Annotated in this window: 8 protein-coding genes; 4 read left to right on the top strand and 4 right to left on the bottom strand. The window is 68.5% G+C overall.

The genetic code is table 11. The features are described 5' to 3' along the window. The first annotated feature begins 249 nt into the window (after positions 1 to 249). The 3 genes from ACXKR8_RS35215 to ACXKR8_RS35205 all read left to right on the top strand — a co-directional run bounded on the left by ACXKR8_RS35215 (position 250) and on the right by ACXKR8_RS35205 (position 3524). The gene (locus ACXKR8_RS35215; RefSeq protein WP_458268606.1) at positions 250 to 1230 is read left to right on the top strand and encodes a hypothetical protein; all 981 of its coding nucleotides are present in this window, start codon (positions 250 to 252) and stop codon (positions 1228 to 1230) included. Between the two features lie 133 nt (positions 1231 to 1363). Next, positions 1364 to 2356 carry a hypothetical protein gene (locus ACXKR8_RS35210; RefSeq protein WP_458268605.1) on the top strand — a complete coding sequence of 331 codons (993 nt, stop codon included), beginning with the start codon at positions 1364 to 1366 and terminating at the stop codon, positions 2354 to 2356. Then, positions 2334 to 3524, top strand: a complete 1191-nt coding sequence (locus tag ACXKR8_RS35205) for a hypothetical protein (RefSeq protein ID WP_458268604.1) — start codon at positions 2334 to 2336, stop codon at positions 3522 to 3524. Before ACXKR8_RS35210 ends, ACXKR8_RS35205 begins: the two co-directional genes overlap by 23 nt. A gap of 196 nt (positions 3525 to 3720) precedes the next feature. Here the strand turns inward: ACXKR8_RS35205 and mobF are convergent, their stop codons facing one another. From mobF to ACXKR8_RS35190, 3 genes are all read right to left on the bottom strand, one after another. Beyond that, positions 3721 to 8727: a MobF family relaxase gene (gene mobF / locus ACXKR8_RS35200; RefSeq protein ID WP_458268603.1), complete on the bottom strand. Its 5007-nt coding sequence runs from the start codon at positions 8725 to 8727 to the stop codon at positions 3721 to 3723. 1638 nt (positions 8728 to 10365) lie between these two features. Next, positions 10366 to 11580, bottom strand: a complete 1215-nt coding sequence (locus tag ACXKR8_RS35195) for an IS4 family transposase (RefSeq protein WP_458267222.1) — start codon at positions 11578 to 11580, stop codon at positions 10366 to 10368. Positions 11581 to 11811: 231 nt separating this feature from the next. Continuing rightward, positions 11812 to 12456: a formyl transferase gene (locus ACXKR8_RS35190; RefSeq protein WP_458268602.1), complete on the bottom strand. Its 645-nt coding sequence runs from the start codon at positions 12454 to 12456 to the stop codon at positions 11812 to 11814. A 146-nt stretch (positions 12457 to 12602) separates the two neighbouring features. Between ACXKR8_RS35190 and ACXKR8_RS35185 the strand changes: the two genes are divergently transcribed. After that, the gene (locus ACXKR8_RS35185; protein WP_458268601.1) at positions 12603 to 13805 is read left to right on the top strand and encodes a UDP-N-acetylglucosamine--N-acetylmuramyl-(pentapeptide) pyrophosphoryl-undecaprenol N-acetylglucosamine transferase; all 1203 of its coding nucleotides are present in this window, start codon (positions 12603 to 12605) and stop codon (positions 13803 to 13805) included. On the opposite strand, the gene ACXKR8_RS35180 is transcribed toward ACXKR8_RS35185, so the two are convergent. After that, positions 13733 to 14956, bottom strand: a complete 1224-nt coding sequence (locus ACXKR8_RS35180) for a DegT/DnrJ/EryC1/StrS family aminotransferase (RefSeq protein WP_458268600.1) — start codon at positions 14954 to 14956, stop codon at positions 13733 to 13735. The genes ACXKR8_RS35185 and ACXKR8_RS35180 overlap by 73 nt on opposite strands. Positions 14957 to 14958 lie beyond the last annotated feature (2 nt).

Raw genomic sequence — 14958 nt, 5'->3', positions numbered from 1 at the left:
CCACGGCATGATCCGGTGTGGTGCCGATCACCAACCTCCAACGGTTCGGCTGCGGGACAGCGCTCCGTTGTAGATCGAGCAGGCTCGCCCATTTTTGGTACGGAGAGTTTCCCAGGCGGCCCGATCGACCCGCGCTTGAAATCTATACGGCCTGCCGGCCATGAGCCGATCATCCGTCATGCTTGCCCAGCACACAGCTGCCACGATGGGCACAACAGGCAAGCCTTGGCCTGGGAAGGCAGGAACACCTTGAGCAACGCCAGAGTCTCGGGCCGGTTCTACTACTGGTCCGACCGCGCCGTCCAGTCGCTCGCAGAGGACAACGGCGTAGAGCTGGGAGGATACCCACGGCGGCAAGCTACTGTCGGCGCGACGGTGATGCACTTCCCGATTTCAGCCCAGGTCCAAGGCGCATTTTCGAGTGGCGAGCAGAAGACCCGCAACCGGCTGGAGGAAGCCAAGCGGATCACAGAGGCTATGGGCTCGAAGGCGACCGAAGCCCTGGCCCGGCCGCCAAAGGCTCAGTGGGTCTGGACCATGGGCCGGGTGACCCTCTCGAAGATGATCCATTACGCGAAGAACGATGGGTTGCTCTTCCACCTCCAAACCACAAATCGTGCCGGCCAGCGGATCGACGTGTGCCTCTTCGGCAGCATGGACAACCTGCACGGCAGTGGGCCGCTCGACAGTTTCACCGGAGGTTGGTACTCCTCGGCGTACCACGCTGTACAGGAACTCCTGGAGACGCAGGGCCTCGTCAACACGTCCCAGTGGGATGACCCCGAGTCCCTGTCCGTCGAAGTGCTGAGGATCGCCCTCGAAGACGGCTGGTTGCCCAACTCGCGGCCAGGGCGACCGGAGACCCGAGGTCGTACCATCCTGCGTGCGGAAGCGTGCGAGCTGATGGCCGAGGTCTACTCGGATGTAGTGCTCACCGAGGCACGTTGGAGCCTCACCGGCGACCTGAAGGGCGCCCAGCGCATCATTGTGGGTCGCCCGCTCTGGGTCCGCACCACCACCGATGACGCCGTTGTCCGGTACGCCGAACTGCGCAATGGACCACGCTGGGCCCGCTGGTGGTGGCTGTTCCAGGCCCAACGGCAGCTGCACCACCGGCTCAGCCGACTTCCACTCGTCCATCGCAGGCAACCGAACCTCCCGATGCCCGCGGTGGAAGAACTCGACCCTCAGCCGGATCGGACTACCGCGCCGTCCAGCGGTGACGCATAGCCTGGCAAACGTGCCGTAGGGGCATCGGTCGATCGTGCCCTGTCAGTGGTGGTTGGGAGCATGTCGGAGACCTAATCCCCCTGAAGGGTGGCTCCCCATAACGTCGATATCCCCCGACCGGGCCCGAGTCGACATGATCCGCTACGGCAACTGCACACCCCGAGTTTCCTACCCCGGCAATGACCGCGCGCCGTGGGAATGCGAGTGCAACGTGTGCAAGGAGATCATCTACCCGAACCGGAACAACATCATTAGCGGCCAGGGGGCCTGCAAGCACTGCGCACCGAACGCCCCCATCGATCCGGTTAAGGCAGTGGTCCTGATGCGTGACCACGGGTTCCGGACGCTCGTCGACTTCCCCGGCGCCAACAACGCCTGGCTTTCCGAGTGCATCGCGGCTGGCCACCTGGTGGCACCCCGGTACGGAAACATCAGGCTCCGTCATGACGGCTGCCAGTTCTGCAAGCGATGCGGCGGCGTCGCCCAAACCGTGGCTGGGACCGGAGTCGAGCTGCGTGCGGCGCAGGCATTGGCCGACATGGCGTCGGCCGCGTTCAGGCCCGTAGAGCCGTTCAAGGATGTCGCCTCGCCCTGGGCCTCCCTTCACAGCGAATGCGGCCAGCTCGTCAACCCCACTCTAAACAACGTCCGCACCCGGGGCGAATGCTGCGAGTTCTGTGCGAATTACGGCCTCGACCCGAAGGCCCCCGCCTGGCTGTACGTCCTCGACCAGACGCTCTACGGGGCGTCGAAGATCGGCATCACCGGCCAGCACACCCAGGAAGACCGCTTGGTTCGCTTCGAGAACGACAGCTGGAAGGTCGTCGGTGAGCTGCCATTCGCCACCGGCAGGGAGGCCCGCGAGGTCGAACAGGCCGTGATCAATGCGCTTCGTCCGGAAGGCCGACGGAAGAAGGAAGGATTCCTGACGCCCGCGCAGATGCCCGCCGGAGGCTGGACCGAGACCTTCGACACCACCACAGTCCCGGCCTCTCTGCTGCTGTCGATGGCCAGGAGCGGGCTGCCTGGACAACCCCGCATCCGTCGGCGGTCTACCTGGGAACATCGCTGCGCAGACCAGAGTTCCAGGAGGCACGATGAGAATGCGGATCAAGATCAGGCATGACATAGCGACGATTCACCGCAAGATCAGAATGGATAGCCAGCAGCTTCAAGAGCTCTCTGACCCAGAGAGGGCCGTCGTCACACGGGCGATGCTGAGCGCCGGGACGCGCGCAGCGGTGCACCAACGAGCCTTCATCTATACCGGAGAGATGTCCGTAGCCGGGCTCCTCTTCGCTCTCGCTGCCACCCCTCTGTTGGTCACTTCGCCGCGTCCTGGCTCCGCCAGCAGCGTGCTGATCTGGTCGACACTCGGCATCGGCTCAGCAGTGGCCGGGCTGCTCATTTCGCGCAACTTCGGCAGGTTGGCGGCACTGAAGATCATTCGATGGCCGCAGCTGTTTGCCCACTTCATCGGACGCGCCTACGCGTTCCTTGTCCCCATCGCAGTCATGGGGCTGATTTTTGTCGCCAACCATGCATCTCAGACTCACTCGCCAACCACCGAAGGCGATCTGGTTATCGCCTATGCGCTCGACGTAGCCTTCGCTGCGGCCGTACTGGCGAATGCTGCGGAGTGGCTGCGCTACAGGCACCTGCGTCGAGCTCGGCCCCGGCAGGCGTTGGACACGCTGATATTGGAACTCCATTCTGTCGCCGCCCGTCTCGGGCGGGCACGACGGAGCGGAGAATGGACCAACGCAAGCGCTCGCGAAATCATCAGCCGCTTCGAAGCTCTGGCGTGGACGGCTGAGTACTACCCGCCTCTCGCAGTGCGGTCGCCCCTCGCGGATGCAGGGGCACGGGAAATGGCCAGCCGGAATGGGGCCCAACTGGCTGCCGTGATCCGGATACACAAGAAACCCGTGCAGACCGCTTCGGGAGCGACAGCGGCTCAGCTCCAGACGGTGGAAGCGTCACTCTGCGGAGCCCTTGTCGCCTGGTCACGCGGAGACTGGGCAGCGCTCACCGAGCACGCCCCGGATGTCGTGGTTCCGCGCCGGTGGTTCCGGCTCTGGCAGCGCCTGTGGCCTGCCGCCGTCTTGGCCTTCTTTGCCTTCACGTTGCCCCTGATAGACGCGTTCAATGTGGGGCAAGTCGGCTCCAGCATCAGGATCAGCCTCCTGGTAGCAGCCGCACTGTCCATAGTTACAGGTGGAGTTCCGGTCGCAGACAGAGTGCAGGGGGCCGTGGATAAGTCCCTTGGCTGGCGAACCTCTGGGCATCAGTGACATCAGGGGCACGGCCGGTACCAGGAGGCCGCTCAAGCCGCTGGCTGAACCGACCATGCCCCTTGTGGTTGGCCGCCCAGCGACGGTGGCCACCGTCCGGAATCCGCCGGAACTCCGGAGTACGTCCAGTCATCCCTTGGGATGGCTGTGGGCGAAGTTCTAGCACAGACCTTCTGCCTACCAACGGTACTTCGAGCTATCGGATGCGCGGACCTTGCTGGTCAGGGCGTTGCTGCGGAGGCTGCTGGACAGCAGGTTGCTGCGCGGGTGTGGGGCGTGCGTCGTGTCGTTGGTCCGTCGTCGGCGGGTGGATGGTTCCGCGGTTCGTGGCTGGCGTCCGAGCCGTCTTGCCCCGTTGCTGGACCTGCTCGCGGTGGGCCTGACGTTCGGCGGCGCGGCCGGCTCGTCGACGCTCGGCGAGGGTGGGTTCCTTCGCGGGGACGACGTCGGGTGCAGTGGCGGTGGCTGGTGCCGCAGTGGTCGGAGTGCGGCTTTCGGGGGTGAGGTGGCCGTGTTCGGTCATCACGGTGGTCAGGGGGTCCACGACGGTGACGTGGCGCAGGGCGGCGTTGTCGGTGACCGGGGTGTGCTGGAGCCAGGTGGCGCCGGTGCGGTTGGCGATGTCGTTGATGACGGTCTGCTGCTGCTCGGGTGTGAGGGTCTGGAAGACGTCCGCCGCGAGCTGGCCGCGGGCGGTGTCGTCGGGCGTCGGCGTCGTGCTGCTGGGTACGGTGCCGGTGCGGGCGAGGTTGCCTGCGGCGAGGGCGGAGGCGGCGGCTGCCCAGTAGGCGGTGTGTCCGGAGCGGCCTTGTTCGATGTAGGGGCCGGCGGGTTGGGCGGGGTTGTTGTCGGTGACCTGGTACTGGTCGCGGTAGGCGGCGATGGTGGCCAGGTGCTGGGTCCAGGTGGCGTGGGCGGTCGGGTCGGCGGGGGCGTCGCCCAGGTTCTGGCTCCAGTCGGGGCGGGTGGTGGTGACGCGCTCGGCCAGGGCGGTCATCCGGTCGGCGATCAGCTGGGCGCGGTCGTCCAGGTAGGTGCGGTGGGCCGGGTCCATGGCAGCGTTGTGCTGCGGCGCGGCCACCCAGCCGGGCAGGTCCCGGCGCACAGCAGCGCTGGCCTCCTGGAGGGCACGGGCGTGCAGGAGCACCTGGTCCAGCTGGCCCGTGCCGCTGGTGGTGGTGAAGGCGTCGGTGAGGTCGCTGCCGATGATCTCGGCGGCCTTGAGGGTCCAGGCCAGGGTGCGCCACTGCTCGGCCTGGCGGTCGGTCGTGCGCTGATCGGTGCCGGGGGTGGGGGCGGTGGCGAGGTAGCGGTTGATGCGCCAGGCCAGGAGCAGGCTGACGCTGTCCGCGCCGTCGATGGGGCGGGCTTCGACGGCCTGGTGCAGCAGTTGGTCGGGGCGGTGGCCAGCGGTTTCGGCGCGGCGGAGCGCTGCGGTGAGGGCGGGCCAGGCGGCTTCGGAGCGGACTTGTTCGGCGGGGTCGTCGGCCAGGGCGTGGTGGGCGGCGGCCTGGTGGCGCAGGGCGGCCGGGACGCGGTGCTCGCTGGCGGGGATGCCGCGTTGGACGGCGAGTTCGCTGGTCTGGGTGGTGAGGTCGTGTAGCGGGTTGTCGCTGCGGGTGGTGCGGGCGTGGGCGGTGTCGAGCAGCAGGTCGGTGTCGTGGCCAGCCTGGTGGGCGGCGACCAGGACGGCGGCGAGCTGCGGCCAGTCGCGGTGCCCGGTGACGGTCGCTGCGGTGGTTCCGGCCCGGTCTGCGGCGGCAGCGGCGTACCGGTCCAGGTCGGTGGCGGAGATGTAGGGGTGGCCGGCGGGCGTGGTGCCGGAGGCCGCGACGGTGCGCAGCGCGAACGGCGTGGTCGCCGCGGTCTGGGGGTTGAAGGTGGTGCTGTTCAGGCCCAGGAGTGCGGCGTAGCGGGCGGTGTCGGCTGCGGTGGGTTGGTGGAGGTGGGCGGGGGCCTGGTGGTGCTCGTCGGTGTGGTGGTTGATGCGCCAGGCGAGGAGTTGGGCGGGTGAGTCGGCGGTGGTCAGGTCGCCCTGGCGGGCGGCTGCGGCGAGCAGTTGCTCGGCCTGCCAGCCGTCACCCTGGGCTGTGCGAAGTGCGCGGGCGACCGCACTGAAGGCGGGGTCCGCGGTGATGGCCTGGCCGAGGTCGGGGCCCAGGACGGTGGTGGTGAGCTGGGCGTAGTGCTGGCGGGTGAGGGTGTCGGTGGCGTAGTCGTAGCGCGGGACCAGGGTGGACAGCGAACCGGCTTCCTCCTGGGCCTCCTTGATGGTGTCGGTGGCCGAGTGCTGGGCGCCTTCGCGGGCCAGGACGCGTTCGAGGACTTCGCGGGCGGCGAAGGTGTCGGGGTCGTGGCGGGTGGCGTCCATCTGCTCGTCGGTGTCGAACGGCAGCAGTTCGTGGGTGACGGTGTAGACGGTGGTCTTCTCGCGGGCGCGGGAGAGCTGGACGTACAGCTGCTCGCGGGTCATGTCCTCGGTGACCAGCGGGTGGGCGGTGTCCACAGTGCCGCCCTGGGAGCGCATCACGGTGGAGGCGTAGAGCAGCTGGACGTTCGCTGCGACGTAGTCGGCGGGCAGCGTCAGCCGACCGCGGTGTTCGAGGTGGCGGACCTTGAGCGAGCCGTCCTGGTGGCGCTTGACGACCTCCCAGGCGTCGCCGTTCTTCACGAAGTCGCGGCCCCGGTTCGTGGTGATCTTGCGGTTGTTGTCGCGGGTGACGATCCAGTCGCCTCGTCCGGCCCGGTTGCCGTCGGCCAGGAGCACGCCGTCGGTCTCGACCTGGTCGGCGGCCACGCGGTCCTCGCGGGCGCGGGCGGACAGGGCGGTGACGTCGCTGTTGGTGGCGGTGCTGATCAGGGTGGTCTTCCCGGCCAGCATGTCGGTGCGCCAGCCCTGGTAGGCAGCATCGACCATCGCCTGCCGCGACCCGCCGACGATGCGCTCGCCTCGCTCGTAGAAGTCGAGACCGGCCCCGTCGCCGACGCGCAGCTTGAGGGTGGCGGCGGCCTCGTCCTTGTTGTTGAAGCGGTGCAGGGTGGTGAGTTCGTAGGCGCCGGCCTCATGGTGGATCTGGCGCAGGATGCCGCCCGCCTCCACCGAGGACAGCTGGCGGTAGTCGCCCAGCAGCCGCACCACCGCGCCGCGGGCGGCGGCGTACTTCACCAGGGCATCGACGTTGAAGGTGCCCGCCATGCCGGCCTCGTCCACCAGCACCACGTCACCGGGGCGAAGGGCGAACGAGGCGCGGCTGCGGGGAACGGCGCCGCCGTTCTGCAGGGCGTTGGCGGCGGGGCCGTGGGTGTACTCCCACAGGAACTTGTGCAGGTTCTCCGCCGGGCGGCCGAGGTCCTTGGCCAGCACGGCGGCGGCTGCCGCGGATGTAGCCAGCGGGATGACGCGCTGCCCGGCCTGGGCGGTGACGTGGACGTACGCCTGCATGGCCGTGGTCTTGCCGGAGCCGCCGGGGCCAAGGCCCAGGACGACCATGCGGGGGTCGGTGGCGAAGCCGGCGACCAGGGCGCGCTGTCCCTCGTCCAGGTTCTTGCCGCGGCTCTCGAAGCCGTCGATGGCGGCCGAGACGAAGGGTCCGGACAGACCGACAGCGGTGGGGGTCAGGGCTGCGGTGACGACGCGCCGTTCGGCGTCCAGCACGGTCTGGGAGGTGTAGCGAAGTCCGGCGTGCTGCTCGAAGACACTGCTGCCGTCGGAGCGCTGGAGCTCGGCGGGCTCGGTTATCAGGGCGGGTGCGGTGACGACCACGCTGCGTTGCGGAGCCAGCGCTGCGGCGATGACCGCTGCCGTCCAGGCGTCGTGCTGCTGGCGGTCGGCGGGGGCGAGTTCGCGCACCAGGCGTTCGGCCTGGGCGCGCACGTTCCACACCGTCCACACCGCCCGCTCCTCCCCCACCGTGGCGATCACCTGGTCCGCGAGGGCGGCGAAGTCGTGCTCCTCGGCGGTGGCGGCCTCGGCGGGCTGAGCGGGATTGGGAACGGCGGCCATGAGCTGGTGAACGGAGCCAGCGCCATGGGCCTCGGTCAGGCTGCGGGTCCAGTCGGCGCGCATCTCGGCCAGGGAACGGGCGGCCTTCTTGCCCTCGCGGGTATCCAGGTTGGCCTGCCGCGCCAGCTTGTGTGCGACGCCCTTGGACGGGTCGCGGCCGTGGTCGGCGCGGTAGGTGCGCAGCAGTTGCTCGTAGCGCGCTTCGATCTCGGTGCGGCGCGAGGAGAAGTGGGTGATGTACTCGGTGGGGACGCCGGTGATCTCGCGCACCGGCTGCTTCTTGCCGGTGGTCTCGCGGGCCTCGAAGGTGATGCCGAGGCGGGCGGTCAGCTCGGTCTCGAAGCGGGTGTTGTAGAACTCGGAGGCGGCCACGGTGGTCGCGTACAGGGCGCGGGCGTCCAGCGCCCGCCACTTCCCGTCCACGCCCATCACCTTGCTGGAGACGGCGACGTGGGTGTGCAGATTCGGATCACCGGCGCGGCTGTCGAAGTGGTCGAACTGTGCGGCGATCAAGCCCTTCGTCTCGATCTGGGCCTGCCCGGTGGAACCGGTGCGGGTGAACGCGGCGTGCTCCTCCAGCAGCTCCATCGCGGCGCCCCGGGCGGCTTCGTGCGCCTGGCGCACGGCCCCGCGGACCTCATCCCGCTCGTCCAGCGCCCACACCAGGGCGGCGGACTTCACCGGCGCGAACACCACATCGAAGCCGGCCACCGCCGCGCGCTGGCGCGCGGACTCCTCCCGCTTGACCTTGCCCACCTCCGCGGTGGTCGGCGTGCGCCTGGCCTGCTTCTCCAGCACCTCCAGCCGCTCGGCGACGCGGGACTCGAACGAGGCCAGGGCCTTGTACTCGGGGAAGGCCCGGCCCAGGGTCGCGGACTTCACCGCGGCGACAACGACCTTCTCCCGCTGCTCCTTGTCCATGTGGGCGGTGACGTTCGCCTCCAGGTACGCGGCGATGATCCGCGACGCGTCCGGGTGCTGTCCCAAGCCGTAGAGGTGCTTCATCTGCTCCTCGGTCACGGTCTGCCCGGCCAGGTCCAGCAGCGGGGCGCCGGAGCCGACCCAGATGCCCGGAGGGTTGCCCTTGGCGGTGTAGTAGTCGGCGGCCGACTGGCCCCGCTGACGCTGCACGTCGCCGCCCGCGACCTGCCGCGTCAGGTAGGTGTAACCGGTGCCCGACGTGAGCTTGTGGATAGTCATCAACGCGACCACCGCCCGACCGAATCAACCGGGATACGACGCGAAGACGACGCTATTCGCGCCGCCTTTTCTACCGCTCCCGATCGTGTCATGGGAGCAGCTTATATCCGCGTAGCGGGCCATGCTCAGAATATCTGCAAGAGGTGTCTGGCTGGCTTCACTGATGCTGCGTACGTGCTGCTCAGAGCGTCACTGTGCTCGGATGGTGAGATTTTTCTACGGTTCATCTTCCATTGTTTCTCATTGCTTCTCATCGTTTATCCGCAGCGAGATCCGGGGGTTTCCTGACCTGGGGATCTGCGGTTATGGTGCCGACATGGACGAACGAGCAAACTTCACTGAATCCCCTTCCAATCGGACGCTACAAAAAACGGCTTCACACCAAGAGCTGGATCAGTTGCGGCCCGGCGAACTGGCGAGTGGGATTGCCTCCGGAACTGGCTGGCGGACAGCGTGCAAGGCTCCCCGCCGGGTCCGGTTGAAGCGGAGCCCAAGTCAGGGAATCACGACCGCCAAACCAACCCCCGTGACCTCAACTGGCTGTGCTCCGGGAGCTCACATCACACACCGCGATCTGGACGCCATCCGAGAACCGACCATCATCTCGGAGCCGCAGGCGCGCACGGCGAACGATGCGGGGCGTCTGCGCCGTTCCTCGCGCCCCTCTGCCCGGACAGCCGGCACGATTGAGATCACTGGCTTGCTGGCGGCGATGCCACTTTGATCGGCAGCGAGGCTCCGCCGGTGTCAGCCCTCAGCAGGGCCCTGAGTGCCCGGTCCAGCTACCAAACCCCATCCGTTGGCGAGCGGGTCGTAATAGTTGCCGATCTGCACGATCCCAGCTGCCACCCGCATGCCGTGGCTAACATCCTTCGCTTCATCAGCGATTGGCGACCCGATCGAGTGGTCGCCGTGGCCAGTACATGGTGCGGTGCTGATGCTGGTCGTTGTGCCAGCTTCAGCACAAGACTCGCGAGTCTCCGAGCGGTCCACTCGGGAGCGGTCGTACTCCAGGCCCAGCACCTGCCGACCACCGGCTCAGGCGGGTCGCCATGGAGCACGTCATGCACCGCGACAGTGGCGGAGCTTGAGGTGGAAGTGATTCACGGGATCTACCCCATCGCGCCTAATTGGTTCAGCTTCACCGCCTACGGTCCCGGCCGGAGCCGCTACCCCGGCGGCCAAGCCATTGCGCTCGCGCGGGCCCTACGCTGCTCAGTCATCTGCACTGGGACCAGCGGACTCGCCGTCATCGGTCAGACATACGGACGAGAGTCAAGCACTTCTACGTGCTGGGGGTTCGAGACAGGCACACTGCGACGCAAAGCCCGGAACTCCTCACACGGGGACACACGCACCACCCCAACGTCGCTTGGCTAGGCCGCGGCGGTGAAGTGTTCGAGTGTTCGTGATTGTTCGTCAAGGTTGTTGTGGGTGGAGAGGGTGACGACGGTTGCCGGGTTGCCGGGTCGGTGTGCCTGGGGGAAGAGCTGCAGCTTGACGGTGTGTGTGACGCGGGTGGTGGCGGGCTCGTCGGGTTTCAGGGTGCGGTATCCGGTGCCGCTGCGCTTGGCGGCACGGGGTGCGGCGCGTCCGGGTCGGGGTGTGACGGCCTGGCGGATGAGGTCGGCGCGGACGTCACGGGCCTTGGCGGCCAGCTGGCGAGGGGGGAAAAGCCGTCCCGACGGTGCGTCGGACGGCGGCGAGGGTGTTCTTGAAGCTGATCTCCGCGGCGGGAACGTGGGCCTGCTCGGCGGAGTCGAGGGCCAGCTCGTGGACTGCCTGGTAGACGCAGAGCATCGCCCACAGTTCCTGCTCGACCATGGCGGGGCTGTTCGAGCGCAGGGTGGCGGTGCGCCCGCCGCGCTGTTCGATCTTGATGTGCTTGAAGATCGTCTCGCTGGTCCAGCGGGACGTGTAGAGCTCGGCCAGCTCCTGTGCGGGCGCGGTGACGGGGTCGAGCAGGGTTGTGATCAGGCAAAACAGCTCCGAGGTCTCCTCCGTGGTCCCGTCGGGGCCCCAGGTGGTCGTGGTCACGGTGTACTCGATGACCCGCACCGGCATCCGCTCGCCCTTGCGTCGCCCGCGCAGTTCGCTCAGGTAGGTGCCGTCGGGCAGCACCTGGACCAGCGGCAGGGCGAACGACTGCGAGACGCGCCACAGGAGTTGGGCCCCGGTGGCCGCGGTGTCGGTGCACAGGCCGTAGGCGGGGAAGCCCCGGTCTGCCAGCAGCAGCATCTCTGGCCCCAGCAGGGGCAGCAGCCGCAGCGCCAGGGTCCGCTCGCCGACCGCGAAGGAGTCGAAGACGGCCCCGATCATCGCCTTGGTGCCGCACTCCACCAGGGCCAGCAGTCGTACCTGCGGATACGGCCCCGGGCCGGCGGCGTTCGAGGAGCGCGTGTACGCGGCGGTGTTCTTCTCGCTGTCGGGGACGTCGACCAGGGTTCCGTCCATGGAGGCCAGGCGCAGTCCGCGCCAGAACGCCCCCGGTGTGGCGGGCGTCCCCCTGGCGCCGGCGACCCGGTCGAACAGCAGCCGCAGCGGACCGGGCCCCACCCGCGCCCGCGCCTCGGTCAGGGCTCCCGTGGTCGCCGGCCGCCAGGTCTCGCCCGCACGGCGCGGCCAGTTCTCCACCAGCTCGCGCAGCACCAGCCCGTAGCCGTAGCCGGTGAACAGCCACATCGTCAGAACGAAGTTGACCATCAGCGACGAGGGCAGGGACTTGGTCCGCTCCTCCCGCGCCCCGGCCTCATCGACGACGAAGTCGACCAACTCGGGCGTAAAGGTGCGCGACAGCAGCCCCATCCGCAGCCGCTCCGGGTAGCTCTCACCAGCTATGTGATCACGTGGCACAAGATCCAGACCTTAGCCGATCATGAGCTTCCCAAGCGACGTTGCGCACCACCCTGGGCTTCGGCGTGATCGACGCCGCTGACGGAATCACCACGCCGGTCCCCATCCCGATCACCCAGGCGGGAGCATTCACTTTTGGCGGGATCACCTACGACGGATAGGACGGCGCTATCCCCCGGGATCTTCAGCTCTTCAACGGCTGCTCCGCGGCGCCTTCCGCGCGCATTGTGATCACGACTGCAATCGTCCAGACGCGTGTCGGGTCCAGCCGCCGCGGTCGCCGAGTTGGTGGTTGTCCCGACTGCGATGAGTCGCCGCCTGGGCCTCATCCTGGACGCGGGGGACGATGAGGTCGAGTCGGGGCAAGGTATCGGAGATAAGGAGGCGTCCATGTTTCATGGAGCGCTGCCAGACGTCCCGAACCTCGTCGAAGTCCGGCCAGATGGAAAAGAGGGCCTCAGCCAGAATCGGTCCGGTATCGACGCCGGTGTCGATGACGTGGATGGTGACACCATGCAGGTGCTCGCGGTTTCGTAGAGCCCAGTTGACCGGTCGCACGCCTCGGTAGTGGGGCAGCCGACCGGGGTGGAAGTTGATGATGCGATCGGCGCGGTCGATCAGATCGGGACCGATGATCCGGTCGTAGAGCACGCTGAAGACGAGGTCGAAGCGTCCCTCCAGGCCACGCCAGTCGCCCGAGCGTACGATCCGTGTCGCGGGCCATCGGCCGGCCACGTAGTCGGACAGGCGGATGTCCCAGTCGGGCTCGTCGGCGATGGGGACCACGGTCTCCAGGACGGTGTCGGGCAGCGCTGCGATGGCCGCGCAGGCGTGGGCGGCAAGGCTGCCTTTTCCGAGTACGGCTGCACGCTTCACGTTCGCCGCCTCCTCTCCTCAACTGCACTCGCTGAATGAATGGTTCGCGTCTTGCAGAGGACGAAAAGCCTGCTATCGTCCCGTAATCTCCCAATCCTTCGTCAGCCAGGGCCCGGCCCCGGCACTGCCAGACAGGAAGTCCCGCCATGGCCAGTGACCTCGTCAGTGCCCTGCCGTTCGGCCCGGAGCGGGCGTTTCGCCTGATCGTGTCCGGGGGCGGAACCGGCGGACACACATACCCCGCGCTGACCGCGGTGCGAGCGCTGGCCGCGCGACTGGCCACGCACGGCCGCACGCTGGAGGTGCTGTGGGTCGGCACCGCCGGAAGCCTGGAGGAGCGTGTCGCCGCAGGTGAGGGCATCGCCTTCGCTCCAGTGGCCACGGGCAAGATCCGACGTTCGAGCAACCCCCTGAAGATGCTGTCGGTGGCGAATGCGAAGGACATGGGCCGGGTGCCGCTGGGTGCCGCGCAGGCGCGTGCGATCGTCTCGGACTTTCGTCCCGACGTGGTGTTGGGGACTGGTGGCTATGTGGCCGTCCCCATCGGTCTGGCGGCGAGGGTGTGTCGGGTGCCGTTGGTGATCCATGAGCAGACGGTCCGGCTGGGGTTGGCGAACAAGGCACTGGCCCGTGCGGCGGCGCGGGTGGCTGTCTCTTCGGAGGCGTCGTTGCCGCTGCTGCCCGCCTCTGCCAGGCGCACGGCGGTGGTGACTGGCAACCCGGTGCGCCCGGAGGTGCTCACGGGGAGCGCGGACAAGGCCGTCGCGGCGCTGGGCTTGTACAGGTTCGACCGCAGGCTGCCGACCGTCTACGTCACCGGTGGTGCGCAGGGGGCCCGGCAGATCAACCAGGCGGTGGGCACTGTCCTGCCGTGGCTGCTGGAGCGGGCCAACGTGGTGCACCAGTGCGGGCCGACTGCCGTCGAGGGGCTGGCGGCTCAGGCCGCCGCGCTCTCTGAGGAACTGGCGGACCGCTACTTTCTGACCGGGTTCGTCGGGCCGGAGCTTCCCGATGTGCTCGCCCTGGCCGACGTGGTGGTCTCGCGCAGCGGCGCGGGCACCATCGCGGAGATCACCGCCCTGGGTAAGGCCTCGGTGCTCGTTCCGCTGGCGACCTCGGCCGGCAACGAGCAGGCCCACAATGCCGCCCACCTGCAGCAGGCCGGGGCCGCTGTCGCGTTGCTCGGCGAGGTGACCCCAGAGACACTGCGTGAGGCGGTCGCGCACCTGCTGGCCGACCCCGCACGGCGCGCCGAGGTGGCGCGGCAGGCACGTGCTCACGGGCGCCCCGAGGCGACTGAGCTGCTGGTCGACGTACTGCTGTCCGTCGTCGCGGAGGGCCGCCCGTAGTACGGCGCGGTGGTGCAGTCGTCGCTGCGGGTGACGCGGAGCGCCTGGCCGAGCACGCTGACGACGTGGACCACGTCTGTGCTGCTCATGGCCGGGTGGAAGGGCAAGCTCAGAATCTCCCTGGCCACCTGCTCAGTGGTGGGCAGGTCACGGTGCCAGGTGGAGAAGGCGGGCTGGAGGTGGTTGGGCGGGTAGTGCACGCCCACGGCGACACCCTCGGCGTGCATCAGCTGGAAGACTGCGTCGCGCCTGGGGACGCGGACCACGCAGTTGAACGGGACCGCGCTGTCGATGCCGACGTCCACCAGGGCCGCCTCGTCCAGGTTGAGCAGCGCGGCCTGGTAAGCCCGCCACAGAGACTTGCGCCGGGTCTCCAGTGTGGCGAAGTGCCGCAGCTGGACCCGGCCGATCGCGGCGTTGATGCCCGACAGTGGTGCACGCAGGCCGACGCTCTGCACCGTGTAGGTGGTGGTCCGCACGCGTTCGCTCTGCGGTTGGACGATGCCCAGCAGCCGAAGGCTCCGCGCGATGTCGGCCTCCTGAGCGGTGCGCGGCACGATCGCTCCGCCCTGTCCGCAGGTCAACTGCTTGATCGGGCCGAAGGAGAAGCACGTCGCCACCTGCGGGCTCGCCCCGACCCGCAGGGCGCCGCACACGGAGCCGAATGCTTGGGCAGCGTCCTCCACGATGGCGATGCCCGAGGCCGCGAGGGTGCCGTGGACGGCGCTCAGGTCAACTGCCCGCCCGCCGTACAGCACGGGCATGATGGCGCGGGTGGTGGGGGTGATCGCGTCCATGACGGTGCGTTCGGTCATGCAAAGCGTGTCGGGGTCGACCTCGGCGAAGCGCGGAATCGCGCCGCACATCATGATCGCCTGCACGCTGGCGCAGAACGTCATCGAGGGCACGACCACCTCGTCGCCCCGCCCGATGCCAGCGGCGAGCAGAGCGATGTGGAGCGCGTCAGTGCCCGAGGCCACGGCCACCACTTCCGGCACGCCCAGGAACTGGGCCAGCTCGTGCTCGAACGCCTCGGTCTCGCGGCTGTGTCCGTACTGGCCCTCGGCCAGCACCGCGGCCACCGCATCCGTCTCGGGGCCGTGCATGAAGGGCTTGGCGTTGACACCGGTCTGCGCGGCACCTGTGGTCATCG

The organism is Streptacidiphilus sp. PAMC 29251, from assembly GCF_054208735.2.
Note: the sequence above shows the minus strand (reverse complement) of the source record. Positions and strands in the feature narration are given on the sequence as shown.